This is a genomic window from Marichromatium gracile, assembly GCF_004343155.1.
Classification (GTDB): Bacteria; Pseudomonadota; Gammaproteobacteria; order Chromatiales; family Chromatiaceae; genus Marichromatium; species Marichromatium gracile.
This window is the reverse complement of sequence record NZ_SMDC01000003.1, coordinates 213,241-239,257: the sequence shown is the minus strand read 5'-3', so window position 1 is coordinate 239,257 and position 26,017 is coordinate 213,241. Positions and strand designations below refer to the sequence as shown.

23 protein-coding genes are annotated in these 26,017 nt (G+C 68.9%); 7 read left to right on the top strand and 16 right to left on the bottom strand.

Annotation, left to right across the window (positions count from 1 at the left end; translation table 11 throughout):
- Complete coding sequence (locus EDC29_RS06705; protein WP_062271649.1) at positions 1-411, bottom strand: bacteriohemerythrin; 411 nt, start codon at positions 409-411, stop codon at positions 1-3.
- 471 nt (positions 412-882) lie between these two features.
- Positions 883-1,461, bottom strand: coding sequence for a hypothetical protein (locus EDC29_RS06695; RefSeq protein ID WP_123139598.1), 579 nt, complete (start codon positions 1,459-1,461; stop codon positions 883-885).
- Positions 1,462-1,886: 425 nt separating this feature from the next.
- Here EDC29_RS06695 and mutS point away from each other — a divergent pair, with 425 nt between their 5' ends.
- A complete protein-coding gene (gene mutS, locus EDC29_RS06690) occupies positions 1,887-4,481 on the top strand; it encodes a DNA mismatch repair protein MutS (protein ID WP_123139405.1) in 2,595 nt (864 codons plus the stop codon).
- A gap of 13 nt (positions 4,482-4,494) precedes the next feature.
- Here mutS and EDC29_RS06685 read toward each other — a convergent pair whose 3' ends face one another.
- From EDC29_RS06685 to EDC29_RS06665, 5 genes are read right to left on the bottom strand one after another with little or no spacing between them, the layout of a single operon-like run.
- A complete protein-coding gene (locus EDC29_RS06685; protein ID WP_005224017.1) occupies positions 4,495-5,280 on the bottom strand; it encodes a PP2C family protein-serine/threonine phosphatase in 786 nt (261 codons plus the stop codon).
- Between the two features lie 26 nt (positions 5,281-5,306).
- Positions 5,307-6,038, bottom strand: a complete 732-nt coding sequence (locus tag EDC29_RS06680) for a DsbC family protein (RefSeq protein ID WP_123139407.1) — start codon at positions 6,036-6,038, stop codon at positions 5,307-5,309.
- A gap of 8 nt (positions 6,039-6,046) precedes the next feature.
- The gene (locus EDC29_RS06675; protein ID WP_123139408.1) at positions 6,047-6,529 is read right to left on the bottom strand and encodes a YajQ family cyclic di-GMP-binding protein; all 483 of its coding nucleotides are present in this window, start codon (positions 6,527-6,529) and stop codon (positions 6,047-6,049) included.
- 34 nt (positions 6,530-6,563) lie between these two features.
- Positions 6,564-7,460: a site-specific tyrosine recombinase XerD gene (gene xerD / locus EDC29_RS06670; RefSeq protein ID WP_132229081.1), complete on the bottom strand. Its 897-nt coding sequence runs from the start codon at positions 7,458-7,460 to the stop codon at positions 6,564-6,566.
- The gene (locus EDC29_RS06665; RefSeq protein ID WP_123139409.1) at positions 7,460-7,918 is read right to left on the bottom strand and encodes a methylated-DNA--[protein]-cysteine S-methyltransferase; all 459 of its coding nucleotides are present in this window, start codon (positions 7,916-7,918) and stop codon (positions 7,460-7,462) included. The genes xerD and EDC29_RS06665 overlap by 1 nt, the downstream gene beginning before the upstream one ends.
- Before the next feature lie 256 nt (positions 7,919-8,174).
- Here EDC29_RS06665 and EDC29_RS06660 point away from each other — a divergent pair, with 256 nt between their 5' ends.
- Positions 8,175-8,618 (top strand): YcgN family cysteine cluster protein, encoded by a 444-nt coding sequence (locus EDC29_RS06660; protein WP_123139410.1) that lies wholly within the window; start codon positions 8,175-8,177, stop codon positions 8,616-8,618.
- Between the two features lie 10 nt (positions 8,619-8,628).
- Here the strand turns inward: EDC29_RS06660 and EDC29_RS06655 are convergent, their stop codons facing one another.
- Both EDC29_RS06655 and EDC29_RS06650 read right to left on the bottom strand, forming a co-directional pair.
- Positions 8,629-9,888 (bottom strand): peptidase U32 family protein, encoded by a 1,260-nt coding sequence (locus tag EDC29_RS06655; RefSeq protein WP_123139411.1) that lies wholly within the window; start codon positions 9,886-9,888, stop codon positions 8,629-8,631.
- On the bottom strand, positions 9,888-11,021 hold the full coding sequence (locus EDC29_RS06650; protein ID WP_243695633.1) for a ChaN family lipoprotein: 1,134 nt from the start codon (positions 11,019-11,021) through the stop codon (positions 9,888-9,890). Before EDC29_RS06650 ends, EDC29_RS06655 begins: the two co-directional genes overlap by 1 nt.
- Before the next feature lie 159 nt (positions 11,022-11,180).
- Between EDC29_RS06650 and EDC29_RS06645 the strand changes: the two genes are divergently transcribed.
- On the top strand, positions 11,181-13,223 hold the full coding sequence (locus EDC29_RS06645) for a M1 family metallopeptidase (RefSeq protein WP_132229079.1): 2,043 nt from the start codon (positions 11,181-11,183) through the stop codon (positions 13,221-13,223).
- Between the two features lie 98 nt (positions 13,224-13,321).
- Positions 13,322-13,729, top strand: a complete 408-nt coding sequence (locus tag EDC29_RS06640; RefSeq protein ID WP_123139414.1) for a hypothetical protein — start codon at positions 13,322-13,324, stop codon at positions 13,727-13,729.
- Positions 13,730-13,763: 34 nt separating this feature from the next.
- Here EDC29_RS06640 and EDC29_RS06635 read toward each other — a convergent pair whose 3' ends face one another.
- Positions 13,764-14,813: a GGDEF domain-containing protein gene (locus tag EDC29_RS06635; protein ID WP_123139415.1), complete on the bottom strand. Its 1,050-nt coding sequence runs from the start codon at positions 14,811-14,813 to the stop codon at positions 13,764-13,766.
- Positions 14,814-15,077: 264 nt separating this feature from the next.
- Between EDC29_RS06635 and EDC29_RS06630 the strand changes: the two genes are divergently transcribed.
- Genes EDC29_RS06630 through EDC29_RS06620 form a run of 3 tightly spaced genes read left to right on the top strand, consistent with a single transcriptional unit; the run spans position 15,078 to position 18,024 of the window.
- Entirely contained in the window at positions 15,078-16,211 is a 1,134-nt protein-coding gene (locus EDC29_RS06630) for an ABC transporter substrate-binding protein (RefSeq protein ID WP_132229077.1), read from the top strand.
- On the top strand, positions 16,193-17,272 hold the full coding sequence (locus EDC29_RS06625) for a FecCD family ABC transporter permease (RefSeq protein ID WP_123142996.1): 1,080 nt from the start codon (positions 16,193-16,195) through the stop codon (positions 17,270-17,272). Before EDC29_RS06630 ends, EDC29_RS06625 begins: the two co-directional genes overlap by 19 nt.
- Before the next feature lie 2 nt (positions 17,273-17,274).
- Positions 17,275-18,024, top strand: coding sequence for an ABC transporter ATP-binding protein (locus tag EDC29_RS06620; RefSeq protein ID WP_123142997.1), 750 nt, complete (start codon positions 17,275-17,277; stop codon positions 18,022-18,024).
- Between the two features lie 173 nt (positions 18,025-18,197).
- Here the strand turns inward: EDC29_RS06620 and soeC are convergent, their stop codons facing one another.
- The 6 genes from soeC to EDC29_RS06590 all read right to left on the bottom strand — a co-directional run bounded on the left by soeC (position 18,198) and on the right by EDC29_RS06590 (position 26,016).
- Positions 18,198-19,172 carry a sulfite dehydrogenase subunit SoeC gene (gene soeC, locus EDC29_RS06615; protein ID WP_132229075.1) on the bottom strand — a complete coding sequence of 325 codons (975 nt, stop codon included), beginning with the start codon at positions 19,170-19,172 and terminating at the stop codon, positions 18,198-18,200.
- Between the two features lie 36 nt (positions 19,173-19,208).
- Positions 19,209-19,931, bottom strand: a complete 723-nt coding sequence (gene soeB / locus EDC29_RS06610; RefSeq protein WP_132229073.1) for a sulfite dehydrogenase subunit SoeB — start codon at positions 19,929-19,931, stop codon at positions 19,209-19,211.
- An 87-nt stretch (positions 19,932-20,018) separates the two neighbouring features.
- Entirely contained in the window at positions 20,019-22,916 is a 2,898-nt protein-coding gene (gene soeA, locus EDC29_RS06605; RefSeq protein ID WP_132229071.1) for a sulfite dehydrogenase subunit SoeA, read from the bottom strand.
- A 288-nt stretch (positions 22,917-23,204) separates the two neighbouring features.
- Positions 23,205-23,474 (bottom strand): hypothetical protein, encoded by a 270-nt coding sequence (locus tag EDC29_RS06600; RefSeq protein ID WP_005224002.1) that lies wholly within the window; start codon positions 23,472-23,474, stop codon positions 23,205-23,207.
- Positions 23,475-24,043: 569 nt separating this feature from the next.
- Positions 24,044-25,138 carry a homoserine O-succinyltransferase MetA gene (metA, locus tag EDC29_RS06595; protein ID WP_123139422.1) on the bottom strand — a complete coding sequence of 365 codons (1,095 nt, stop codon included), beginning with the start codon at positions 25,136-25,138 and terminating at the stop codon, positions 24,044-24,046.
- Positions 25,139-25,161: 23 nt separating this feature from the next.
- Entirely contained in the window at positions 25,162-26,016 is an 855-nt protein-coding gene (locus EDC29_RS06590) for a hypothetical protein (RefSeq protein WP_062273910.1), read from the bottom strand.
- Position 26,017 lies beyond the last annotated feature (1 nt).

Sequence of the window (26,017 nt, the reverse complement as noted above, 5' to 3'; positions counted from 1 at the left end):
TCAGGCCGCGTTGCCGCTCTTGATATGGAGGGAGTAGAGCATGTCCTCGTCGGCGATATGGTCGATCAGCCAGTCCTGGGTGATGTCGAGCGCGCGCTCGGCCAGGTCCTGGGTGGGACCGAACATCTGCAGCTCCTGTTCGAGGATATCGAGGCGGCGAAAGAAGGCAGCATGCTGTTGCAGGTGATCCTTGATATCCGGATAGCCGTGCTCGTTCATGAACGCCTCCTCGGTGGAGAAGTGGCGCTCGGCGTACTCGCGCATGAAGGACACGGCACCCTCGACCGCCTCCTTGCCCTTGCGATCGAGGATCTCGCTATAGAGCCGGTGCGAGGCGGAGAAGAAGCAGCGATGCTGCTCATCGATCTCGGGGATACCGATGGAATAGACGTCGGACCATTCTTTCAGCATGAGGGATACCTGTGGGGTGACACGGAGCGGGCGCGGCCAACGCGGTCACGCCGAAACAAACGCCGACTGTAGCCGAGGAAGCCGCCAGCCGCCAGCCGCCAGCCGCCAGCCGCCAGCCGCCAGCCGCCAGCCGCCAGCCGCCAGCCGCCAGCATGGATTGAACCGCGAAGGCGCGAAGGGCGCAAAGCAAGCGAACGGTCTTCGGGTCCGCAGACGTGGCGTGCCAGCTACCAGCTACCAGCTACCAGCTACCAGCTACCAGCTACCAGCTACCAGCTACCAGCTACCAGCTACCAGGGGATTGAACAGCGAAGGCGCGAAGGGCGCAAAGGGGGATCAGCCGCCAGCGATCAGCCGCCAGTGGGTGCGGACCCGTGCCGCCTGTGGCCTCACGCCGACATCACACATCATTCAGTGTGCGTGCCTCGCGGCTTTGCGGTTCAACCCTGTCGGCCGATCGCTGATCGCGGCTCAACGCCCGGCGAGTGCCGCCTGGGACAGCCACAGCAGCGCGGGTTCCTCGTCCTTGCCGAGTTCGCCGTCACGCAGGAAGATCGCGCCGTCGGCCACCGCCAGCTGGCGCACCCCGCCGCTGTCGCGCACCTCGCTCTCGCGGTGCAGCGCATCGCCACGCGTCGCGACCCGCCCGGCGATCCAGTCGCCGATCCGCTGGTGATAGGCGCGGCGATAGACCAGCTTGGTCGCACGCAGCTGGCCGTCGCGGAAGAAGAAGGTCACCGCCGAGGCCGGCATCTGGTTGAAGCTGCCGATCGCGGCGCCGCACAGCCGGTCGCCATAGGGGTTGGGGCCATCGGCGCACTGCAGTTCGAGGTCCGCGAAGGTCTCGCGCAACCGCGCCTCGGTCAGATCGCTGTCGAAGGACTCGAGCGCGGCGTTGAACTCGCTCTTGCCGAGCACGTACATCAACGCCAGGTCGGTGCGACGCTTGCCGTCATCGGTGAAGGTCAGCCAGAAGAACGGCCCGAACACCAGGGCCAGCATCAGCAGCGTCTTGTAGGTCTTGGGGAGTTTCAGGTCATTCTTTTTCATGGCCGGCATTCTACCGGGAAGCGCCGCCGCACGGACACCCAATCGTCCACTCAGCGAGGACACCCGATCTGTTGAACCGCAAAGGCGCGAAGGACACAAAGTTTTTACCTACTGAGTCGTCAAAGGGGCTCGAAACTCGTCCGCATCCCCCGCGAACCTCAGCACTCACCAGCAGGGACGGCGTCTCCCGCCTGACGCCAGTGGCTCACACCCGACCACAACCCGACGGATAAAAACCTCTTGGGGAAGCGGTCGAGCCACATGTTCCTACTGCGGACTGATGACCTGCCGCTGAGAAGTCGCCCCGAAAACAACCGCCTTCGCGTCCTTGGCCTCTTTGCGGTTCAGGTTCCCCCGCTGCACACCCGCGCCAAAGCCTCTAGACTAGCTGGCCTTTTCCACCCGGCCACGACACACGAGAGCGGATGTCCCAGGATCTTTCTCAGCACACCCCGGCGATGCGGCAGTACCTCGGACTCAAGGCGGAGTATCCGGACCTGTTGCTGTTCTATCGCATGGGCGACTTCTACGAACTCTTCTTCGAGGACGCCGAGCGCGCCGCCCGGCTGCTGGACATCACCCTGACCAAGCGCGGCCAGTCGGCCGGGCGTCCGATCCCCATGGCCGGGGTGCCCTATCACGCCGCCGAGGGCTATCTCGCGCGACTGGTGCGCCAGGGCGTGTCGGTGGCGATCTGCGAGCAGATCGGCGACCCGGCCAAGAGCAAGGGGCCGGTGGAGCGCAAGGTCACCCGCGTGGTCACCCCCGGTACCCTCACCGACGAGGCGCTGCTCGAGGACCGTCGCGAGAACCTGCTGGTGGCGATCGCCGAGTCGGCGCGCGCGGGCTACGGACTGGCCCAGCTCGAACTCTCCAGCGGGCGCTTCTCGGTGCTTGAGGTCAGCGGACGCGAGGCGCTCGCCAGCGAGCTCGAACGCCTGCGCCCCGCCGAGGTGCTGGTCGACGAGTCCTCCTCCCTGCCCGAGGCGCTGCGCCTCGAGCGCGGCCTCACCCGTCGCCCGGCCTGGCACTTCGAGGCCGACAACGGCGCGCGCATGCTCTGCGAGCAGTTCGGCACCCGCGACCTCGGCGGCTTCGGCTGTGCCGGCATGACGCTGGCGATCGGCGCCGCCGGCTGTCTGTTGCAGTACGTGCGCGACACCCAGTTCGCCGCCCTGCCCCACATCCGCGGGCTGAGCACCGAGCAGCGCGACGAGGCGCTGATCATCGACGCCGCCACCCGGCGCAACCTGGAGCTGACCGAGAGCCTCAGCGGCGAGCACCAGCACACCCTCGCCGGGGTGATCGATCACACCGCCACGGCGATGGGCAGCCGGCTGCTGCGCCGCTGGATCAACCGCCCGCTGCGCGACCGTCACGCCGTCGCCCGCCGTCACGGCGCGGTCGCCGCGCTGCTCGCGGCCCCGGGGCGCGCCGACCTCGCCGAGCTGCTCGCCGGCATCGGCGATCTCGAACGCATCCTCGCCCGGGTCGCGCTCGGCTCGGCGCGCCCGCGCGACCTCGCGGTGCTGCGCGACTCGCTGGCGCTGCTGCCGGCACTCGGCGAACACCTCGGGGCGATCGACGACCCGCTGCTCGCCGAGCTGGCCGACAGGATCGCCACCCACCCCGAGACCCAGGACCTGCTCGCCCGCGCCGTCATCCCCCAGCCGCCGCTACTGATCCGCGATGGCGGGGTGATCGCCGCGGGCTATGACGCCGAACTCGACCGGCTGCGCGGGCTCTCGGAGAACGCCGACCGCTTCCTCGTCGAACTGGAGCAGCGCGAGCGCGCGCGCACCGGCATCGCCACCCTCAAGGTCGGCTACAACCGGGTGCACGGCTATTACATCGAGGTCGGGCGCAGCCACGGCGACGCGGTGCCGGTCGAGTACGTGCGCCGCCAGACGTTGAAGGCCGCAGAGCGCTACATCACCCCGGAGCTGAAGGGTTTCGAGGACGAGATCCTGAGCAGCCGCGAGCGCGCCCTGGCCCGCGAGAAGGCGCTCTACGAGGCGCTGCTCACGACCCTGGCCGAACGGCTCGCGCCGCTGCAGACGAGCGCCACCGGGATCGCCACCCTGGATGTGCTCACCAACCTCGCCGAGCGCGCCGAGCGCCTCGGCTGGGCGCGACCGACGCTCGACGACACCCCCGGGATCGAGATCGTCGACGGCCGTCACCCGGTGGTCGAGCAGGTCATCGACCAGCCCTTCGTCGCCAACTCGCTCAGGCTCGACGGCGAGCGGCGGATGCTGGTGATCACCGGCCCCAACATGGGCGGCAAGTCGACCTACATGCGTCAGTGCGCGCTGATCGTGCTGCTGGCCTATGCCGGCAGCTTCGTGCCGGCGCGCAGCGCGCGGCTCGGCCCGGTTGATCGGGTGTTCTCGCGCATCGGCGCCTCCGACGACCTCGCCGGCGGGCGCTCGACCTTCATGGTGGAGATGGAGGAGACGGCCAACATCCTCCACAACGCCACCGCCGAGAGCCTGGTGCTGATGGACGAGATCGGTCGCGGCACCAGCACCTTCGACGGGCTGTCGCTGGCCTGGTCGTGCGGGGTCGAGCTGGCCACCGGGATCGGCGCCTACACCCTGTTCGCCACCCATTACTTCGAGCTGACCACGCTGCCCGAGGAGTATCCGGGGATCGCCAACGTCCATCTCGACGCGGTCGAGCACGGCGACACCGTGGTGTTCATGCACGCGCTGCGCGAGGGACCGGCGAACCAGAGCTACGGGCTGGCGGTGGCTGCGCTCGCCGGGGTGCCGCAGCCGGTGATCGCGCGTGCCCGCGCGCGGCTGCAGGAGCTGGAGCAGAATGCCCGCGCCCACGCCGAGCGCGAGGCGGTGCAGCTGTCGCTGTTCGCCGCCGAGCCGGCGGCCGCACCCACGCCCGAACCGCCGGCACCGGACCCGCTGCACGAGGCGCTCGAGGCACTCGACCCCGACGCACTCAGCCCGCGCGAGGCGCTCGACGCGCTCTACCGACTGCGGGCGCTGCTGACGACCGACTGAGCCGGCACGCCACTCAGCCGAGCGGATCGGTCTCCGGCACCAGCCGGGGGCCGACACCGAGCAACGCCAGGGTGATGTTGTCCTTGCCGCCCGCGGCGTTGGCCGCGGTGATCAGGTCCTCGGCAGTCCGTCCCAGGGAGGCGGGGTCGGCCGCGCGCAGCGCCTCGCGCAGCTGCGCCTCACCGAGCATGCCGCTCAGCCCGTCGCTGCAGAACAGATAGAGATCCCCGGGTGCCAGGGTGCAGATCGACGAACTCACCCCGGGGCTCGGCAGCGAACCCAGCGCACGGGTGAGGATGTTCTCGCCGATGCCGCTCGCCATCGCCTCCTCGCGCGAGTCGTAGAGTCCCTGGTCGAGGACCTCCTGGAGCAGGCTGTGATCGCGCGAGAGCTGTTCGAGTACGCCGTCGCGCAACCGGTAGAGACGCGAGTCGCCGACATGCGCAGCCACCATCCAGCCGGGACCGAGCACGCCGAGCACCACCGTGGTCCCCATCCCGGCGCACCCCGGGTTGGTGTTGGCATGGCGCCAGATGGCGATATTGGCCTCCTCGATCGCCGCCTCGACGAACAGCCGGGTACGCTCGGCGTCGTGGCGTGGCGAGGGGTGACGACGGAAGCGCTCGGCGATGGTCTCGACCGCGGTGCGGCTGGCCACCTCGCCGGCGCTTGCGCCGCCGACCCCGTCGGCGACCACGATCAGGCCGAGCGCGGGATGGACGCCGACGGCGTCCTCATTGTGCGCGCGCACCCGACCGCAGTCGGTCTGCCAGGCGTACTCGAGCTGATGCGACCACATCACGGGGCCACTCGCCGTCGCCGCGCTCAGGAGCCTGCCATCTGGTCGAGTTCGACCGCGAGGCGCTTGGGGTCGACATAGCCCGGGATCAGGGTGCCGTCCTCGGTGATGATCGCCGGGGTACCGCGCAGGCCCAGCTCACGCCCCAATGCCATGTGCTCGGCCACCGGGTTGTCGCACTTGCGCATCTCGATCGACTTGCCCTGCTTGGCCTCGGTCATCGCCTCGCGACGCGCCTCGGCATCACCGGCGCACCACACCGAGACGGCCTCGCGATAGGCCTCGCTGCCCTCGCCGGCGCGGGGGAAGAACAGATAGCGCACGCGGATACCGTTGGCGACATAGTCGTCGATCTGGCTGTGCAGCTTGCGACAGTAGCCACATTCGATGTCGGTGAACACCGTGACCGTGTGCGCGGCGTCGGCGGGACCGAAGCTCACCATCGACTCCTCACCGATCGACTCGATCAGCCCCTTGCGGGCCTCGGCCAGACGCGGCTCGGTGAGATCGGTGCGGGTCTTGAGATCGACGATGCGTCCATCGATGAAATAACGACCGTCGGCGGTCATGTACATCAGCTCACTGCCGACGAGCACCTCGTAGAGGCCATCGACCGGGGCCGGACGGATATCGCTGATGGCGATGTCCGGGGACACCGCCTCGAGCGCGGCGCGAATCTGCTGCTCGGGACCGGCCTGCACGGCGGTGGCGAGGCAGCCGAGGGTGGCGGCCAGCGCGAGGGATCTGATTCTCAGCATGGGGCTTCCTAGTCTCTGAAGTTTTCGAATTGCAGCGGCAGCCCCCAGTCGGACTCGCGCAGCAGCGTGATCACCGCCTGCAGGTCGTCGCGCTTCTTGCCGGTGACCCGCACCTGCTCGCCCTGGATCTGGGCCTGCACCTTGAGCTTGCTCGTCTTGATCGCCTTGACCATGCGCTTGGCGGTGTCGCTGTCGACGCCCTGCTTGAGGACGATCTCCTGGCGCGCGGCATTGAGCGTCTGCACCGCCTCGCCCGGCTCCAGCGCGGCGAGATCGATCTTACGCTTGACCAGCTTCTGGCGCAGGATGTCGAGCATCTGCTGGAGCTGGAACTCCTGCTCGGCGGCGAGCTGGATCTTGTCCTCGGCGAGCTCGAAGCTGGCGGTGACGCCCTTGAAGTCGAAGCGGGTACCGATCTCGCGATTGGCCTGATCGACCGCGTTGCGCACCTCTTGTAGATCGAACTCGGAAACGATGTCAAACGATGGCATGAAGAACCTCGAACAGGGATATGGCCCGACCGGCTCAGCCGCGCGGATGATGCACGGCATGCATCCGCTTGAGCCGCTCTCGGGCAACGTGGGTATAGATCTGGGTGGTTGAAAGGTCGCTGTGTCCGAGCAGCATCTGCACCACGCGCAGATCGGCACCGTGATTGAGCAGATGGGTGGCGAAGGCGTGACGCAGGGTGTGGGGCGAGAGCGGCTTGAGCACCCCGGCCTCGATGGCATAGCGCTTGATCAGCATCCAGAAGGCCTGACGGCTCATGTGCTCGCTGCGACTGGTGGGGAACAGATAGTCGCTGCAACGCCCGCCGAGCAGCTCCAGGCGCGGCCCCTTGACGTACTCGCGCACCCAGTGCGTGGCCTCGTCGCCGAGCGGCACCAGACGCTCGCGCCCGCCCTTGCCCTGCACCCGCACCAGCCCCTGGGTGAGGCTGATCTGGGCGGGCATCAGGGTGACCAGCTCGGTCACCCGCAGCCCGCTGGCATAGAGCACCTCGAGCATGGTGCGGTCGCGATGACCGCGCGGGTCGGTGGTATCGGGCGCGCGCAGCAGATACTCGACCTCGGCCTCGCTCAGGCTCTTGGGCAGCGGGCGGCCCAGGCGCGGGGTCTCGATGCGCGCGCTCGGGTCGTCAGCGATCACCTCGCGGCGCAGCAGATAACGATAGAACTGCCGCAGCGAGGAGACCAGGCGCGCGCTCGAGCGCGGCTTGCGGCCCTGCTCGGCGAGCAGCGCCAGATAATCGAGCAGGTCCTGACGTCCGGCCGCCGCCAGACCCCGCTTGCGTTCGGCGGCAAGCCAGGCGGCGAAGGCGCGCAGATCGGAGCGATAGGCGCTCTGGGTGTTGCGGCTCGCGCCGCGCTCGAGCCACAGCGACTCGACGAAACGCTCGATCAGGATCCCGTCCTCGGCCATCAGTCCTCCTCCCAGCCTTCGTGGCGCAGCAACCAGCGCTTGACGGCCAGCGGCGCACCGGCGCGCGCACCACCGAAACCACCCGCCCCGCGCCGGCCCACCACCCGGTGACAGGGCACCACCAGCGGGCAGGGGTTGGCGCGACAGGCCTGACCGATGGCGCGCGCCGCGCTGCCGAGTCTCGCGGCCAGCTCGCCGTAGGTACAGGGGCGCCCCGGCGGGATCGCCCGCAGCGCGCTCCAGACGCGCTGCTGGAAGGCCGTGCCCGCGGGCTGCAGCGGCAGGTCGATCCGATGCCCCGGATCCTCGAGATAGGCGACGAACTCGGCGCGCACCCAATCGGGCAAGACCGCGCCATCGCGCTCGCCCTGCGGCACGAGATCGACCCCGGCCAGCGCGCCCCCGCGCCAGTCGACGGCGATCGGCCCGAACGGGGCCTGGATCAGCGCCTTCGCCATGTTCCCCTCCTCCTCGACCCGACCACCGGCCCAGCGACCGGACCGGCGATTATAGCCCAGGCGTCGGTCTTCAGCTTTCAGGCGCCAGCTACCAGCATGGAAGACGGCCCATTGGCTGGCGGCTGGCGGCTGGCGGCTGGCGGCTGGCGGCTGGCGGCTGGCGGCTGGCGGCTGGCGGCTGGCGGCTGGCGACTCTAGCCGCTTTACGGCAAGATGAAGCGCTTTTCGCGCCCGATCGGGCGACCGAGGACCCCGCATGAACCAGACCGCCGCCCCCTTCTGGGAGACCACCCCGCTCGAGCTGATGGACACCGGGCAATGGGACGCGCTCTGCGACGGCTGCGGCAAGTGCTGTCTGGAGAAGTTCGAGGACGAGGACACGGGCCGCATCGTTTACTCCCGCATCGCCTGCGCCCTGCTCGATCTCGACACCTGCCGCTGCCGCGACTACCCCAACCGCGCCCGGCGCATGCCCGACTGCATCACCCTCACCCCCGAGCACCTGGCCGACCCGCGCTGGCTGCCCGAGACCTGCGCCTACCGGCTGCTCGCCGAGGGCCGCCCCCTGCCGCGCTGGCACCCGCTGGTGAGCGGCGACCCGGAGTCGGTGGCCGAGGCCGGGGAGAGCGTACGCGGACGCGTGCTCAGCCCGGAGACCGGGGAGAACCCGCTGATGCACCTCATCGACTGGGTGCGCTGAGCCGCCGCGCTCAGACCGCGCGGGTGAGCAGCGCCCGCGCGCCGGGCTCGACGCCCTCGGGCAGGCGCACCCGCACCGTCCAGCCCGCCCCCGGCGCGACCTCGAGCGGCGCGCCCTCGCGATCGCTGAGCGCCTCGAGACGGAAGGCGTAGTTGCCGCCCGGGCTCATCAGCTCCAGTTGATCGCCGCGCGCAAAGCGGTTGCGCACCGCCACCTCGGCCCAGCCCTCGCGTGCCCCCAGCACCTCGCCGACGAACAACTGGCGCTGGTTGCGCGAGGCACCGCAGTCGTAGTTCTGCAGCGCCGGATCGGCGCCGTGACGGCGATAGAAACCCTCGGTATAGCCCCGGTTGGCCAGTCCCTCGAGCGCCTCGAGCAGGTCGGCACGGAAGGCGCGCCCGGCGAGCGCGTCGTCGATCGCCTGGCGATAGACCTGGGCGGTGCGCGCGACATAGTAGTCGGACTTGGTGCGACCCTCGATCTTGAGACAGTCGATGCCGATCTCGATCAGCCGGGCGACGTGCTCGACGGCGCGCAGGTCGCGCGAGTTCATGATGTAGGTGCCCTGCTCGTCCTCGAACACCGGCATGTACTCGCCCGGGCGCTCGCCCTCCTCCAGCACGAACCCGGGCTCGCCGCCAGCCACCTCGCCCAAGCGGTAGCGCCAGCGACAGGCGTTGGTACACACCCCCTGGTTGGCGTCGCGGTGGTTGAAGTACCCCGAGAGCAGACAGCGCCCGGAATAGGCGATACAGAGCGCGCCGTGGACGAAGACCTCCAGCTCGGTGTCGGGACAGGCCTCGCGGATCGCCGCGATCTCGTCGAGCGAGAGCTCGCGCGAGAGGATCACCCGCTCGACCCCCTGCATCGCCCAGAAGCGCACCGCCGCGGCGTTGACCGTGTTGGCCTGCACCGAGAGGTGGATCGGCAGCTCGGGCCAGCGCTCGCGCACCAGCATGATCAGCCCGGGGTCGGCCATGATCAGCGCATCGGGGCCGAGCGCGACCAGCGCGCCGATGTCGTCGACGAAGGTGCGCAGCTTGGCCCCGTGCGGCATCAGGTTGACGGCGAGATAGAAGCGCTTGCCGAGATCATGGGCCGCGGCGATGCCGGTGGCGAGCGAGGCGGCGTCGAAGCCGCCCTTGCGCACCCGCAGGCTGTACCGGGGCAGCCCGGCATAGACGGCATCGGCGCCATAGGCGAAGGCATAGTCGAGATGGCTGGGGCTGCCGGCCGGGGAGAGCAGCTCGGGGCGGTGCGAGATCGACATCAGCGCAACTCCACCTCAAGATCGCGCCGCTCCTCGGCGCCGCGCAGCACCGTGACCGCGACCCGCTCGCCGGGGACACGATCGAGCAGCGCCAGACGGATATCGGCATAGTCGGCGACCGCTCGCCCGGCAAGGGCGAGGATACGATCGCCCACCGCCACCCCGGCGGCCTGCGCGCCACTGTCGGCGGCGAAGCCGACCACGCGGGTGCCGGCCCCTTCCTCGCCCTCGCCGAGCTGCACCCCCAGCAGCCCGGCCGGGGGCAGCTCGGCCGGGGCGGGATAGAGATAGAAATCGGCCGCCGGCGGCTCGACCGGTCGCCCCTCGCCGTTGAGCAACACCGCACCCGGCAGCCCGAGCCGGCGCTCGACCCGGTCGGGGATACCGATACCGTACTCGAGGTGCCCGGCCCCGGCGAGCACCACCAGGGTGCGTTCGGGGTTGGCGGCGAGATAGTCGGCGGCGCGCGCGGCCATGCCCTCGTCCCACAGCAGCTGGACCTCGATGAAGTGATCGAGATCGCGCTCGTCGCCGAAGGGGTGCTGGGCGAAGATCTCGCGCAGCCGCTCGCGATAGGCCGCGTCGGGCCGGGCGAGCGCGGCGGGCAGGGCGGCGCGCTGACGAGGGTCGAGCCCGTCGATGCCGACCTCGCCGACACGGCGGGTGAGGGCCTGGTCGAGATTGAGCGCGATCAGCGGGATCTCGTGCTCGCGCGCGAAGCGCAGGATCGGACGATAGAGCCGGTAGTCGAAGCGCCAGCGCTCGAAGTACTCGGTGCGGCGCAGCATCTGCGCCTCGTCGATGGCGCCGGCGACATAGGCGTCGAGATGGATCTGGAAGGGCTGCTGGAAGCACTCCAGACCGATCGCCAGCGGCTTGCCGCGGGCGTGCAGGCCGCGGATCACCGCCAGCTGATCGAGATGGTCGGCATAGCGGTCGTGGTGCTCGCCGACATAGACCACGCGGCGCTCGGCGATGCGCCCGAGCAGGGTCTCGACCCCGGTCAGCGCATCGAGTTCGAGCACCCGGGTGGCCGCCCCCGCCGCAGGCTCGGCATCCCGCGCAAGGACACTCGCCCCCGTCGCCGCCAGCACGACGGCGACGGCAATCATCGCCAAGCTTTTGTAGGACACGTCTCACCCCGCTGGTTTCGGGCCACCGCGGCCCGCATGATTGACCAGGTCACGCGCTCTGCGCTTCCCTCGAGCATCGAGAAGGAACGCCGACCACCGACCCTGTTGCCCGGGGCACACACCGCCCCGCTCCCTATTCTGCCGAGGATCCGGATACTGATGCGACACTTGATCCTTTCAACCCTGCTGCTGCTCGGTCTGACCCCGGCCCAGGCCGCGTCCCCGCCACCGCTCGTCGAGCACCAGCTCGCGGTGCACATCGACCCCGCCACCGGCACCCTGGAGGCGAGCGATCGGCTGCGCCTGCCCGCCGGGCTCGAGGACACCCTGGTGCTGCTCGACGCCGGGCTCACGCCCACCGTCGGCGACGAGACGGCGACCCTCACCCCGGTCGGGCGACGCGGCCACCTCGCCGTCTATCGGTTGCGGCACGCCGGCACCGGGCCGGTCACCCTCGACTACCGGGGCCAGATCCGTCACGGCCTGCGCCGCCAGATCGAGGGGGTTGGACGCGACCGACAGTGGTCGCTCGGCACCATCGACAGCGATGGCATCTTCCTCTCCGGGGCCAGCGGCTGGTACCCGCTGCTGCCCGGACAGCGACTGCGCTTCACGCTCGATGTCACCCTGCCCGCGGGCTGGATCGCCGTCTCCCAAGGCAGCGGCCCCGGCGCGGCGCCCGAGTCGGGTCGCTCACAGTGGCGCGAGACGCAGCCGCAGGAGTCGATCTATCTGGTCGCCGCGCCCTTCACCCTCTATCGCGACAGCAGCGAGGGCATCGCCACCCAGGTCTATCTGCGCGCGCCCGACCCCGCACTCGCGCGACGCTATCTCGACGCCACCGCCACCTATCTGCGCGACTATGGCGAGCGCATCGGCCCCTACCCCTACGCCAAGTTCGCGCTGGTCGAGAACTTCTGGGAGAGCGGCTACGGCATGCCCTCCTTCACCCTGCTCGGCTCACGGGTGATCCGTCTGCCCTTCATCCTCCACACCTCCTACCCGCACGAGATCCTCCACAACTGGTGGGGCAACGGGGTCTATGTCGACGCCGACTCGGGCAACTGGAGCGAGGGCCTGACCAATTATCTCGCCGACTACTGGCAGCGCGAGCGCGCCGGCACCGGGGTCGAGGCACGGCGCGAGATGCTCAAGGCCTACGCCGATCACGTCCACCACGGCGAGGACTTCCCGCTCAGCGCCTTCCGCGCCCGTCACGACGGCGGCTCCCAGGCGATCGGCTACGGCAAGGGGGCGATGGTCTTCCACATGCTGCGCCGCCGCCTCGGCGACGAGACCTTCAGCGCCGGACTGCGCCGCTTCTATGCCGACAACCGTTTCCGCGCCGCCGGCTACGCCGAGTTGCGCCGCGCCTTCGAGCAGGTCTCGGGCACCGACCTCGGCGACTTCTTCGCCGCCTGGGTCGAGCGACCCGGGGCACCGACGCTGGCGCTCGACGGGGTCAGACTCGAGCAACACGACGGCCAGATAGAGGTCCACGGCGAGATCCGCCAGACCCAGCCGGGCGCACCCTTCCCGCTGTACCTGCCGCTGCGGCTCGCACTGCCCGACGACACCAGCCGCACGGTCTGGATCGACACCACCGAGCGCACCCAGGCGTTCGGCATCGCGCTCGACCAGCGCCCGCTCGCCCTCGCCGTCGACCCCGGATTCGACGTCTTCCGCACCCTGCTGCCCGGCGAGACCCCGGTGGCACTCGGCAACCTGTTCGGCGCCGAGCGAGGGCTGATCCTGCTGCCGGCACGGGCACCGACAGCATTGCTCGACGGCTATCGGGCGCTGGCCGAGCGCTGGCGCAGCGGACATCCGGGCTGGCGGGTGGCGCTCGACAGCGCGTTCGACACCCTGCCCGAGCACGGCGCGATCTGGCTGCTCGGCTGGGAGAACCGCCATCGCGCAACCTTCGAGCACGCCGTCCCCGCCCCCACCGCAGCGCCCCCGACGCAACGTCTCGACGGGCTCGACAGCATCGTGCTCACCGCCGCGCGCGGTGAACAGCCGCTCGCCTGGCTCGGTACCGAGCGGGCCGAGGCGCTGCCGGCACTGGCGCGCAAGCTGCCCCACTACGGCAAGTACGGCTATCTCGGTTTCGTCGGCGCACGCGCCGAGAATCGGCTCAAGGGCCAGTGGCCGAGCGGACCGAGCGCCCTGACCCACCGCTTCGCCCCGGCGCACCGATGAGGACGTCACGACCTGCGCCAGCGCACCTGCATTGGGGACAGAATTGGCTAGAATCAAACGGACTCAACGACTGCCGGACTCCGGCTCAAGGATCGATCATGCCCATCCACTCCCGCGCACTGCAGCGCCTTGTCTTCCTCGCCACGCTCGCCATCGCGCTCGTCGCCTGTGGCCCGTCCTATCGCACCGAGTACAGCTACATGCCCCCGGCCGACAGCGCCGGCAAGCAGTGCCTGAACCAGTGCCTGAGCATGCGCGCGATGTGCCGCAACCAGGCCGAGAACCGCGCCGCCAACGCCCGCGCCGATTGCGAGCGCAACGCCATGATCAACTACACCGCCTGCATGGCCACGGCCAAGAGCGACATCGAGCGCAGCAAGTGCTCGTCGAGCAGCTACTGCAACCAGGGTGCCGACACCGGCCAGTGCGATGAGGAGTACCGACTCTGCTACGAGAACTGCGGCGGTACCGTCAGCAGCTATCAGGTCTGCGAATACGGTTGTTGACGCGCACCGGGCTGGCGCCACGACGCGCCGGCCCTCAGCAGCGATCGACCACGCAATTGCGCCCCCCTTCCTTGGCGCGGTAGAGACAGCGGTCGGCCACCGAGGCGAGCCGGTCGTAGTCGGTCTCGCCCGGCTCGGCCTGGGCCAGCCCGATGCTCAGGGTCAGCGCCCGGGTGCATCCCGCCATCTCCAGCGGCGCACGCGCCAGCGTCTCGCGCAGCTTGTGCGCGAGGGTCGCAGCCCCCTCCAGATCGGTGCCGGGCAACAGCAGCGCGAACTCATCACCGCCGAGCCGCGCCAACAGGTCCTGGCGCCGCACCAGCCCCTGGATCACCCGCACCACGTGACGGATGGCGGCATCGCCCGCCGCATGTCCCAGCTCGTCATTGAGCTGCTTGAGCCGGTCAAGGTCGAAGAGCAGCAGCGAGACCGGCGTCCGCGACCGTTGCGCCAGCGTCATCCGGCACTCGAAACCGGCGAGGAAGCCACGCCGGTTGGCCACCCCGGTGAGCGGATCGGTGTTGGCCGCATGGGCCAGGCGCCGCGCGGTATGGGCACGACTGTGCTCGTAGAGCATTGAGATCACGGTCGAGGCCAGCAGGGCCCCGCCGCCATTGACCATCGCCAGCCAGTTCAGACCGAAGCCGGGGTCCAGCGCGATCCGCAGCCACAGCATCGACATCAGCACCGCACTGAATCCCAGCGAGACCGCCAGCCCCAGCCACAGCCCCAGCACGAAGAAGGCCAGCGGCGGCAGCAGCGCCGCCCAGATCAACACCCCGTCACCGGCCTCACCGGTGATCGACAGCGCCGCGAGCAACACCCCGGCGAGCACCACGCCGAGCAGCGGCAGGATGCGTTGACCGCGGCCGCAATACAGCCCCCAGGCCAGCCACGACAGCAGGACACAGAAGAGCCCTTCGGCGAGGGCGTGGAACAGATAGCCGGTGACCCAGAAGTCGAACCAACTGAAGAATGCACTCAACACCACCCCCAGCAGGGCCGCGCGCAGGGTCAGACGTACCCGCCTGGCCTCGAGGTCGGCGCTGACGAGCACGATCTGGTCACACTGGGGGTGTTTCATGCGGCTAGGCTGACGCGGTGGGACGATCGAACAGGCGCGAGGCCCGAGAACGCGCGCCGTACAAGCCGTCGCGCGACGACGGCTGGACCAAGATACGCCCGCCGGCAGGCGGGATCAATCACCCCCGGACGGGCGCCCAGACCGACCGGACCGCGCGCAGACACCTTGCCGGGCACCGCGGCCAGACGCCATCATGCCCGGAGTCACGCCGACCGCTGTCCCCGAGCGACAGCGGTCCGATGGAGAGCCCCCAGGGAGCGAGACATGGATACGAAACCGACACGCAGGACGCCGGACACGCCCGCCACCAGCGCCCGGACGAGGACCATCAACCATGGCACAGCCGCGCGCTGCACCCGGCGCCAGCTTCTCGCCCTGCTCGCCGCCACCCTCATCCCCCCCGCGCCGTCTCCGGCACGGGCCGCACCCAGTCAGCGACTCCTGGCAATCGGCCCCGGCGCACTACGCCTGCTGACCTACCTGGCGGTCGCCGATCGACTGGTCGGGGTCGAGGACTTCGAGCGACGCGCGCTCACCACCAGCAGCTATCGCTACGCCCTGCCGACGGGGATCGACGCCCTGCCCTCGATCGGCCCCGGCGGTCCCGGGCGGATGCCCGACCTCGAACAGGTGCTGCGGCTGCGCCCCGATCTGGTCGCCGCCGCCGCCCTCGACGATCAGCAGCTGCAGGCACTGCGCGCACGCGCCGGGGTCGAGCTGCTGGTGCTCGACTATGGCGATACCGGCATCCTCCGCATCGACGAACTGATTGGGTCGCTCCAGGCCCTGGGCGAGGCGGTGGGGCGCGGCCAGCGCGCCGCCCAGCTCGTCGCCGCCCTCACCGACGAGCTGGACGCGCTGCACCGACGCGTCGGCGCCACGCCCCCCGTGGCCGCCTATCTCGGCGGCGTCAGCATGCAGGGCAGCCACGGTCTCACCAGTACCCAGGCCGGTCACCAGCCGCTGCGCTGGGCCGGGGCACAGAACCTCGCCGACCGGGCGGGCCCGGCAGGACATCTCTTCCTCGATCGCGAGCAACTGCTGCTGTGGGACCCGCCGGTGCTCTTCATCGACGGCGGCGGGCTGGCCGGCATCCTCACCGAATACGCCAGGGACCCTGGGTTCTATCACCGCTTGCGCGCGGTCCGTACCGGACAGGTGTGGCTGACCCTGCCGTTCAACGCCTACAACACCAATGTCGAGAACGCCCTGGTCAACGCCTGGATGATGGCCAAGGTGCTCCACCCCGAGGCGCTGGCGGACATCGACATCGGGGCGCGGGCCGGCGCCATCATGCGCACCTTTCTCGGTGCCGATATCATGCCGGCGCTGGCCGAGCACGGCCATGGCCTGGGGCGACTCGATCTGGAGCAGGGACGATGGACGCCAGTGTCCTGAGCCCGGCGCCACGCGCGAGCTTCCGCCACCAACGCCGCAGGCGCCTGCTCGCCGGGCTGTCGCTGGGAGTCGGGCTGATGGCGCTGGTGGTCTATGCCCTCGGCCAGGGCAGCTACCCACTGACGGCCGGCGAGGTGCTGACGGCGCTGCGCGCCGGACCCGCCGCCCCCGACCCCGCGGCACACGTGATCTGGTCGATCCGGCTACCGCGGCTGCTCGCCGCGTTGCTCGCCGGCATGAGCCTGGCGCTGGCCGGGGCGGTGATGCAGAGCGTATTGCGCAACCCCCTGGCCTCGCCGATGACACTCGGGGTCTCCCAGGGCGCGGCCTTCGGCGCGACCTGCGCCATCGTGCTGCTCGGCGCCGGCGAGCTCAATCGGTTGGGACCCGAGACGGTGGTGATCGAGCAGCCCTATCTGGTGGTCGGCGCGGCACTCGTCGGCGGTCTCTGCACCGCCGCGGCCATCCTGCTGATCGCGCTGCTGCGCCAGCTGCGCCCCGAGGCGCTGGTGCTGGCCGGGATCGCACTCGGCGCCTTCTCCAGCGCCGGCACCATGCTGGTGCAGTACTTCGCCAGCGACACCCAGGCGGCGGCGACCCTGTTCTGGACCTTCGGCGACCTCGGCAAGGCCGGCTGGCGCGAGGTCGGCTGGCTCGCCCTGGTGTTGGCGCCGCTGCTCGTCCTGCTCACCCGCACCGGCTGGCAGCTCAACGCCATGGCCTGGGGTGAGGACAGCGCCCGCGCGCTCGGCGTGGCGGTGGCGCGGCTACGGCTGACGGTCCTGGCCGCCGGCGCGGTCCTGGCGGCGGTGAGCACCGCCTTCCTCGGGGTGATCGGCTTCGTCGGGCTGATCGCGCCGCACCTGGTGCGGCTGATCATCGGTGTCGACCACCGCTATCTGCTCCCCTACGCCGCCCTGGCCGGGGCCATCGTACTGCTCGGCGCCGACACCCTGGGACGGTTGATCATCGCCCCGGTGGTACTGCCGGTCGGCGCGGTCACCGCCATGCTCGGCGCACCCTTGCTGCTGGCGCTGTTGCTGCGCCGCGGGGAGCGCTGACCATGCTCGGGATCGAGGCGCTCAGCATCGGCCACGGCGGCCGCACCCTGCTGCGGGGACTCGACCTGGAGCTACCCGCCGGCGCGCTGTTGGCGGTACTCGGGCCCAACGGGGCCGGCAAGTCGACCCTGATCCGCACCCTCGCCCAGCTCCACCCGCCGCTGGGCGGGCGGGTACGGCTCGATGACACCCCGCTCGACCGACTCGAGCGCGTCGCCCGCGCCCGCCAGATCGCCTATCTGCCCCAGCAGTCGCGCCCGGTCGCCGTCACCGTCTACGAGGCGGTGCTGCTCGGGCGCGTGCCGCACCTGCGCTGGCAGACCGGCGAGCGCGATCTCGCGCTGGTCGACGACATCCTCGATCACCTCGGGCTCGCCGCGCTCGCCGGCCGACGCTGCACCGAGCTCAGTGGCGGCGAGCTGCAGAAGGTGCTGATCGGGCGCGCCCTGGCGCAAGCCCCCCGTCTGCTGCTGCTCGACGAGCCGGTCAACCATCTCGACCTCGCCAACCGGCTGGAGGTCCTGGCGCTGGTCAGACGCACCGCGCGCGAACGTGATCTGGTCACCCTGGTGGTCCTCCACGACCTCAACCTGGCGCTGCGCTTCGCCGACCGCTTCCTGCTGCTCGACGGCGACGGCGGCCATCGCACCGGCGACATGGCGACGCTCACCCCGGAGCAGGTCGAGCGGGCCTACCGGGTCCCGGTGGTCCGCGGCGAACTGGCTGGACACCCACTGTTCGTGCCGATCTAGCGGGTAGCTTCCAGCCTCCAGCTACCAGTAGCGGCTTAGTGTGCGCGTCAGCGGGGCGTAAGAGGTCCTACCGGCGGCTGGCGGCTGGCGGCTGGCGGCTGGCGGCTGGCGGCTGGCGGCTAGTCGCTGGCGACTGGAAGTTGGTCGCTGACGACTCGGCTGCCCGCAAGCCGTCAGGACACCGATTGGTAGTAGAGGTTCTGCGGGTGGCGGGCCTCGGCGAAGAAGTACCAGCGTTCGGCCAGCAGCCCGACGAACTGGACGGCGAAGGCCGTCAGCGCCAGGGTGCTCGAGACCTCGGCATGGGCCAGGGCGATCAGCACCACCGGCAGCGGGAACACCGTCAACAGGAAGAAGGCACGCACCCAGCGCAGGGTCCGGGCGCTGCGCCCGTGGAAGAACTCACGGGTGTTGAAGCTGCCGCCGGTGGCGCCCTGGGCCTTCTGCTGCAAGGCGCTGTGACGTACCCCGATGGCGCTCTGCACCGTGCTGCGGTGTTCGAGCCGGGCGTTGCGCAACAGGTGTGCGCCGCGCGAGAGCGCGGCGGCGAGGGTGAGGATCACCGCCCAGGTGCCGAAGAAACCGACCAGCGGGTTGCCGAGCCAGGCCGAATAGGCCGCCGCCAACATGAAGCCCGAGGCGCTACCGAGCAGCAGGAAGTTGCTCACCGTCAACGGCGAGTGCCACTCCTCGAGGAAGCGCACCGCGGCATAGATCATCGCGGTGCAGACGAACAGCGCCAGGCTCGCCAGGGTGCCGAGCACGCCGAGGATCAGCGACAGGTCGACGGCCAGGGCGCCGACCCGGAACCAGGGCGCGGTCCAGCCCAGCAGGTGGGTCAGCGCATAGGCCGCGACCAGCCCCATGGTCAGCGGCAGCACGATCACCTCGCGCGAGAGCCAGGAGGTGCGCCAGCAGCTCGCCGCGCGCCAGGCGCGTTCGGGACGACCGAGATGGAAGAAGGAGGCGGCCAACCCGCCGAGCAGCAGCGACAGCGCCAGCAGGCTGCCGCTGGCGTAGAAGCCCGAGGTCTGCAGCGGCAGGAAGTGGGCGATGGCATAGAGCTGTCCGGTGAACATCGCCAGGAACAGCCCCTGGCCGGCGCCGAGCAGGGTGGTCAGCAGGATCACGGAGAAGGCGGGATGCATGGGCGGCTTCCTGATTGCGGTGGACGGGAACGGCCCTTACCAGGCCACGTCGTCGACGGACTCCTCGCCGGTGTAGTCGGTGAGATCCTCGCGACGCAGCGGGTTGTCGACCCGCTCGAGGTCCTCGGGAGCGATGTGCATCCGGGTCTTGTGGCGTGGCAGGTAGTGGTTGGCGGGCTTGGTGCCCCACTCGGCCATCAGCGCATAGCCGCCACGCTCACGGATTGCCACCGAGACCTCGGAGTCGGGGTCGTGGACGTCGCCGAACAGCCGCGCGCTGGTCGGACAGGCGAGCACGCAGGCCGGCTGGCGATCGCGCTCGGGGAGGCTGTCGTCGGTGATACGGTCGATGCACAGGGTGCACTTCTTCATCACCCGCTCCTGGGCGTCGAGCTCGCGCGCGCCATAGGGGCAGGCCCAGGAGCAGTACTTGCAACCGATGCACTTGTCGTAGTCGACCAGCACCACACCGTTGTCGGCGCGCTTGTAGGAGGCCCCGGTGGGGCAGACCGGCACGCAGGGCGGGTCCTCGCAGTGCAGACAGCTCTTGGGGAAGTGGACGGTCTCGGTATCGGGGAAGGTGCCGACCTCGAAGGTCTGGACGCGGTTGAAGAAGGTACCGGTGGGCGAGCCGTCGTAGGGGTGCTCGTCGACCAGCGGACCGGCCGCGCCCGAGGTGTTCCACTCCTTGCAGGAGGTGACACAGGCATGACAGCCGACGCAGACGTTGAGATCGATGACGAGGGCGAGTTGGGGCATGTCAGAGGGCCTCCTGCCACCAGCGGCCAGTGATCGACGAGACGGCGCGACGCAGACGCCGGCACTCGCGATGCGGTCGCCGGGGGCTCATTTCTTGGAGAAGATGCCGGCCACATAGGCCTGCCAGCGACCGCGTCCCGGCTCCTGGCCGGGCAATCGCGGCATCGGCGCGAACTGCGGCGCGGTGATCGCAGGCTCCTTGGGACCGGCCTTGTAGACCCGCACCCGCAGATCGAACCAGGCGGCCTGGCCGGTCACCGGATCGGCGTTGGAGAGATGCGCCCCGGCGGCGTGCTCGGGCAGCTCCTCGGCGATCAGGTGGTTGAGCAGAAAGCCCTTGCGCGACTCGTCGGCATTGGCCGCCAGGCCCCAGGCCCCGGCGGCCTTGCCGATGGCGTTCCAGGTCCACACCGTGCCGGGCTCGACGGCCTCGGAGAAGCGACACATGCAGCGCACCCGACCATGCGCCGACTCCACCCAGATCCAGTCGCCGTCGGCGAAACCCTCGGCGGCGCCGACCCGTGGGTTGACGAACAGATAGTTGTGGCTGTGGATCTGGCGCAGCCAGGCGTTCTGGCTGTCCCAGCTGTGGTACATCGCCATCGGTCGCTGGGTCAGGGCGTTGAGCGGATAGCGCTCGGCGTCGATCAGCCCGTCCTCGAGCGGCGCGTAGTAGAAGGGCAAGGGATCGAAATAGGTGGCGATGCGCTCGCGCAGCCGCGGCGGCGGACGCCGCCCCTCGCCCTTGCCCTGGGCGGCGCGGCGGAAGCGCTGCAGCACCTCGGAGTAGAGATGGATGATGATCGGGTCGGCATAGCGGATCATGCCGTGGGCGCGCGCCCAGTGCAGATAGCCCTTGTTCCAGTTGCGCATGTACTGGTAGCTCGGCGGCAACTGGTGGTGGAAGACGCAGCCGTGCTCGACATAGCGCTCCCACTGCTCGGGGTTGGGCGCGCCCTTGAGCACCTGATCGCCCTCGGCGCCGCGCCAGCCGGCGAGGAAGCCGATCCCGGAGCCGGGCGAGGTCTCGTAGTTGACGATGAAATCGGGGTAGTCGCGGTACTTGCGCCGTCCCTCGCCGTCGACGAAGGCCGGCAGCCCGAGCCGGGTGCCGAGCTCGATGAGCACGTCCTGGAAGGGGCGACACTCGCCCTTCGGCGGCAGCACCGGCACCCGTACCGCGTCGACCGGACCGTCGAACTCGGAGATCGGCCGGTCGAGCATCGACAGCACGTCGTGACGCTCGAGATAGCTGGTGTCGGGCAGCACCAGGTCGGCGAAGGCGACGGTCTCGGAGGAGAAGGTGTCGCAGACCGCCAGGAAGGGGATGCGGTAATCGCCCTGCTCGTCCTTGTCGACGAGCATCCGTCGCACCTCGCTGGTGTTCATCGTCGAGTTCCAGGCCATGTTGGCCATGAACAGCACCAGGGTGTCGATCGGATAGGGGTCGCCGCGCCAGGCGTTGGTGATGACGTTGTGCATCAGCCCGTGCACCGCCAGCGGGTACTCCCAGGAGAAGGCCTTGTCGAGCCGGACCGCCTCGCCCTCGTCATCGACGAAGAGGTCGTCCGGGTCGGCCGGCCAGCCCAGCGGCAGACCGTCGAGCGGGGTATCCGGGCGCACCGCCGCGGGGTCGTTCGGCGGCTTGGGACAGGGCGGGATCGGGCGCGGGAAGGGCGCCTTGTGACGGAAGCCGCCGGGGCGGTCGATGGTGCCGAGCAGGCTCATCAGCACGCCGAGCGCGCGGATGCCCTGGAAACCGTTGGAGTGCGCCGCCATGCCGCGCATGGCGTGGAAGGCCACCGGGTTGCCGGTGACCGAGGCGTGTTCGCGATCCCAGCAATCGGTCCAGGGGATCGGCAGCTCGATCTGGTGATCGCGCGCGGTCACGCCCATCTCGTGGGCGAGCCGGCGGATGGTTGCGGCGGGGAGGCCGGTGACCTCGGCGGCCCACTCCGGGGTGTAGTCGGCGAGTCGGTCCTTGAGCAGCTGGAAGGCGGGCTTGACCGCGGTGCCGTCCTCCAGGGTATAGGCACCGAGCAGCCGCGGCTCGACGCCGGGGGTGCGGGCGCGCACCGCGGCATCGCTCGCGCGATCCCACCACAACCGGTCCTGCGGATCGAAACAGTCGGGCGCGGCCTCGGTCTCGACGCGATAGAACAGCCCGGCCTCGTCGTGCGCCTCGTCGCTCACCACCAGCTCGGCGGCATTGGTGTATTGAATGAGGAAGTCGCGATCGAACAGCCCGCGCGCGAGGATCTCGTGATTGATCGCGAGCAGCAGCGCGCCATCGGTCCCCGGGCGGATCGGCACCCATTCATCGGCGATCGCCGAATAACCGGTGCGGATCGGATTGATCGAGATGAAGCGACCGCCACGCCGCTTGAATTCGGAGATCGCGATCTTGAGCGGGTTGGAGTGATGATCCTCGGCGGTGCCGATCATCACGAACAGCTTGGCGCGATCGAGGTCCGGACCGCCGAACTCCCAGAACGATCCACCGATGCTGTAGATCAGCCCGGCGGCCATGTTGACCGAGCAGAAGCCGCCGTGGGCGGCATAGTTGGGGGTGCCGAACTGCTTGGCGAACATCCCGGTGAGCGCCTGCATCTGGTCGCGCCCGGTGAACAGCGCGAAGCGCTTGGGGTCCTCGGCGCGCAGCCGGCGCAGGCGGGTCTCGAGCAGCTCCAGCGCCTCGTCCCAGGAGATCTCCTCGAAGTCGCTCTCGCCACGCTCGGCCCCGGGTCTGCGGCGCAACGGGCGGGTCAGGCGCGCCGGGGAGTACTGCTTCATGATCCCCGAGCTGCCCTTGGCGCAGATCACCCCCTTGTTGAGCGGATGACGCGGGTTGCCGTCGATATAGCGGACCTCACCATCACGCAGGTGCACGCGAATACCGCAACGGCAGGCGCACATATAGCAGGTGGTCTCCTTGACCTCGACCCGACCGATCGCGCTATCCGAATGACTGGGATGATCTTGCATCGGCACACCCTTGGGGGATGATTTGTTTTACCGCATTCTAATATTGCGGTCGTCTATCTTTCAAACCCAAAGATGCCGATGAAAAACTTTATTAAATGATTGGCCCATTCATTTTGTTTATATAAATGAACACTGCCCTGATGGTCGGCACTGATAGGAAGACGGAAACGCTGAAGCGGGGAAGCGGGGAAGCGGGGAAGCGGGGAAGCGGAGACGAAAACGGACGCCGGAGGCGTCCGCAAGGGGCGACGACGCATCCATGCGTCGCCGGCAGGCATCAGGTTGTGATCAGGCGGCGTTGTAGCGAGGCAGCCAGGAGCTGAGTCGCTCGCGCTCGCGCTCGAGGTCGAGCGAGAAGAAGTGGTTGAGCACCTGCAGCGCCTCGTCGAGGTTCTCGCACGGCCACTCGTTGGTGACGGTGTGGCAGTTCCAGTCTTCGACGTGATAGCAGCAGTGACCACCCTTGGCGGCACCCTCGGCATCGAAGCGCAGCTTGTAGCCGGTCTGGGTGCGTGGATTCCACTTGTAACGGATGCTGTTTTCAGTTTCGTCAAACATTGTCGGGCCTGGTCCGGTTGAGCATTTGAGGGGCGGGCGATCGAGGGGAGACGCGGTACCTGTGGCCTGGTAAGGACAGGAATGATGCAAATAAGCAACAAACCATCCGTGCTGCATCATCAACGCCATCTCACACCTTCAGTCTAGTACAAAAAAGCAACAGTCAACAAGCACAATCGAGCCAAAATGTCCATAAACCTGAAAACTGATGCTGTCTTCACAAAACCCGGCACAGAGACCACCCAAGCAATCCCCCTGCCGCAGTCGTGGATTTTTCACAACACGAAGACCTTTTGTGTAACTTCGGCGCAACAAAACACGACACTCAGGGGGCAAAGACAACACGAACAGGGCCGCGCAGGCCGGCCTCGACCCAATCAAAACAGCCACTTGAAAGCGCAGCATCTCGACCATCGTCAGTCATGGCGAAGGATGCGGGAGGGGGTGAAGGGAAGCGTGGGAAGCAGGGAAACGATGAAGACGGCGATGCGTGACGCCGCGCGCACTACACACGATACGACGACGACGCCGACGACAAGGCTGCCGACGACGCCGAGCGCGAGACCGGATCAGCCCGGATGCGTCGCCTCATCGCGATGCCAACTCAGCGCGAGCGGGTCGTGCGGGTCGACATGTGGCATGAAAGGGAGCTTGCGGTCACTGTTGGTGACCTGATAGATCAGGCCCATCCAGTTGCCGAGCACGCCCTCGGCGGTGTCGTGCCAGGTGTTGTCGAGCCCGGCGACGATTCGCGCCTCGGGGAAGGGCGGCAGCGCCTCCCCCCGCTCCCGGGCCGCGATCACTCGACCGCGATACTCGTCGAGGATGGCCCGCGCCTGCAGCCCGAAGTAGGCCTCGGGGAAGGGCGGATACTCCTCGCGCTGAGCGGCGAAGAACAGACGCACCTCGCGCTTGTACTCCTTGAGCAGCGAGATGGTGTCGTACTCCGGATGGCCCTGGAAGAAGACCTGACGCAGCCCATCGGCGCTCACCGCCAGATGCACCCCGGCCGCGCTCTCGGCGAGCACGTGCAGGCCGGCGGCCTCGAACTGGGCGCGCGAAACCTCGTTGTAGCGCGAGTGCGGCACGTCGAAACAGGTGTTGACGTTGCTCACCAGGGGGTGGGAGCGATCGAACACCCGGTGCGGATAGACCCCCCAGCGCTTCTCCGCCAGACGCCGACGACGCTGGCCATAGGCGAACTGCAGCACCGCATGGGTCGCCAGACAGGAGAACAGGGTCGAGCAGACATACTCGCTGGCCCACTCCACCACCTCGATCAGCGGCTCCCAGAACGGCTCGTCGGCCAGTTCCGGGCCGGTGACGTTGGCGCCGGTGATGATCAGCGCATCCAGCCCCTCGGCGCGAATGGTCTCGAACGACTCGTAATAGCGCTCGATATAGGCGCGGGCCTCGTCGCTGCGTCTGAGCCCGTCGAGGGTGAATGGATGGATGTAGAACTGGGCGATCTGGTTGCTCTGACCGATCAGCCGGAAGAACTGCCGCTCGGTGGCCGCCAGCGCCGGGTCAGGCATCATGTTCAACAGCCCGATATGCAGCTCGCGGATGTCCTGCTGCAAGGCGCGGTTGGGTTCGAGGATGGTCTGCCCCTCCTCGCGCAACCGGCTGAAGGTGGGCAGATCGTTGTGGGCGACGATGGGCATGGACGTATCAGGGCTCCTCTCGGTCAGGCGGCCACCGCCTGGGCGGCGATCGCCGATTCGACCAACTGCAGAAAGTCTTGCTCGTCGCGCACCTGGGCGACGTCCTCCGAGGAGACCGTATAGCCGTGGGGACGAGCGATGGCCTCGTAGCGCGGCACCCGCGAGTGGAACAGACGCGGGAACACCCAGCGGGTGAAGTCATCGGGTTCGATCTCGGCGACATAGTCGAGACCGCGCTCGGCGAGATAGTCGGAGACCGCCTCGCGGAGGAAGTCGGGACGGTAATAGAGCGGCTTGGGGTCGGCCTGGGCGCGCTCGATCAGCTTGATCTCGTCGACCTCGGGGACACGGATATAGAGGATCAGACTGTGCGCGGCCAGCAGATCGATCACCCGCGGCTCGTCGAGCTCGCACAGGCTGCCGCCGACATCGTTGACCAGATGGGGATAGTTGTAGATGTCCTGCGCCTTGCGCACGAACTCGGGCAGATCGAGCATGGCGGCGATCTCGGCCTGACGATAGAGCGTCTGGCGGCGGCTGAACTCCTCGAGTCCGAGCCCGCCGCGCTCGGGGTTGCCGAGCTTGCCGACGAAGCTCATCACCGGCCCCAGGTCGGTGACCTTGATGTTGTTGCGCATCGAGATCCAGTCGCGCCGCAGCAGCTCGCGCAGGAAGGGATCGCGCATCGCATGCGCCTTGACCAGATCGAGGATCGGCTCGTCGAGATAGCGGGTGCCGATGCGATAGTCGCCGGAATAGTGGAACCAGTCCTGCCGGCGCAGCATCGCCGACAGATGGGTCTTGCCGACACCGGACATGCCGAGCAGGGTGACGCACTTGTGGGGCCAAGCGCGGAATTCTTCGACCGTGAACTTCAAG

Excerpts from the sequence above, each read along its gene's own strand:
- EDC29_RS06705 (WP_062271649.1), bottom strand. The coding sequence starts at position 411 with ATGCTGAAAGAATGGTCCGACGTCTATTCCATCGGTATCCCCGAGATC.
- EDC29_RS06695 (WP_123139598.1), bottom strand. The coding sequence starts at position 1,461 with ATGAAAAAGAATGACCTGAAACTCCCCAAGACCTACAAGACGCTGCTG.
- mutS (WP_123139405.1), top strand. The coding sequence starts at position 1,887 with ATGTCCCAGGATCTTTCTCAGCACACCCCGGCGATGCGGCAGTACCTC.
- EDC29_RS06685 (WP_005224017.1), bottom strand. The coding sequence starts at position 5,280 with ATGTGGTCGCATCAGCTCGAGTACGCCTGGCAGACCGACTGCGGTCGG.
- EDC29_RS06680 (WP_123139407.1), bottom strand. The coding sequence starts at position 6,038 with ATGCTGAGAATCAGATCCCTCGCGCTGGCCGCCACCCTCGGCTGCCTC.
- EDC29_RS06675 (WP_123139408.1), bottom strand. The coding sequence starts at position 6,529 with ATGCCATCGTTTGACATCGTTTCCGAGTTCGATCTACAAGAGGTGCGC.
- xerD (WP_132229081.1), bottom strand. The coding sequence starts at position 7,460 with ATGGCCGAGGACGGGATCCTGATCGAGCGTTTCGTCGAGTCGCTGTGG.
- EDC29_RS06665 (WP_123139409.1), bottom strand. The coding sequence starts at position 7,918 with ATGGCGAAGGCGCTGATCCAGGCCCCGTTCGGGCCGATCGCCGTCGAC.
- EDC29_RS06660 (WP_123139410.1), top strand. The coding sequence starts at position 8,175 with ATGAACCAGACCGCCGCCCCCTTCTGGGAGACCACCCCGCTCGAGCTG.
- EDC29_RS06655 (WP_123139411.1), bottom strand. The coding sequence starts at position 9,888 with ATGTCGATCTCGCACCGCCCCGAGCTGCTCTCCCCGGCCGGCAGCCCC.
- EDC29_RS06645 (WP_132229079.1), top strand. The coding sequence starts at position 11,181 with ATGCGACACTTGATCCTTTCAACCCTGCTGCTGCTCGGTCTGACCCCG.
- EDC29_RS06640 (WP_123139414.1), top strand. The coding sequence starts at position 13,322 with ATGCCCATCCACTCCCGCGCACTGCAGCGCCTTGTCTTCCTCGCCACG.
- EDC29_RS06635 (WP_123139415.1), bottom strand. The coding sequence starts at position 14,813 with ATGAAACACCCCCAGTGTGACCAGATCGTGCTCGTCAGCGCCGACCTC.
- EDC29_RS06630 (WP_132229077.1), top strand. The coding sequence starts at position 15,078 with ATGGATACGAAACCGACACGCAGGACGCCGGACACGCCCGCCACCAGC.
- EDC29_RS06625 (WP_123142996.1), top strand. The coding sequence starts at position 16,193 with ATGGACGCCAGTGTCCTGAGCCCGGCGCCACGCGCGAGCTTCCGCCAC.
- EDC29_RS06620 (WP_123142997.1), top strand. The coding sequence starts at position 17,275 with ATGCTCGGGATCGAGGCGCTCAGCATCGGCCACGGCGGCCGCACCCTG.
- soeC (WP_132229075.1), bottom strand. The coding sequence starts at position 19,172 with ATGCATCCCGCCTTCTCCGTGATCCTGCTGACCACCCTGCTCGGCGCC.
- soeB (WP_132229073.1), bottom strand. The coding sequence starts at position 19,931 with ATGCCCCAACTCGCCCTCGTCATCGATCTCAACGTCTGCGTCGGCTGT.
- soeA (WP_132229071.1), bottom strand. The coding sequence starts at position 22,916 with ATGCAAGATCATCCCAGTCATTCGGATAGCGCGATCGGTCGGGTCGAG.
- EDC29_RS06600 (WP_005224002.1), bottom strand. The coding sequence starts at position 23,474 with ATGTTTGACGAAACTGAAAACAGCATCCGTTACAAGTGGAATCCACGC.
- metA (WP_123139422.1), bottom strand. The coding sequence starts at position 25,138 with ATGCCCATCGTCGCCCACAACGATCTGCCCACCTTCAGCCGGTTGCGC.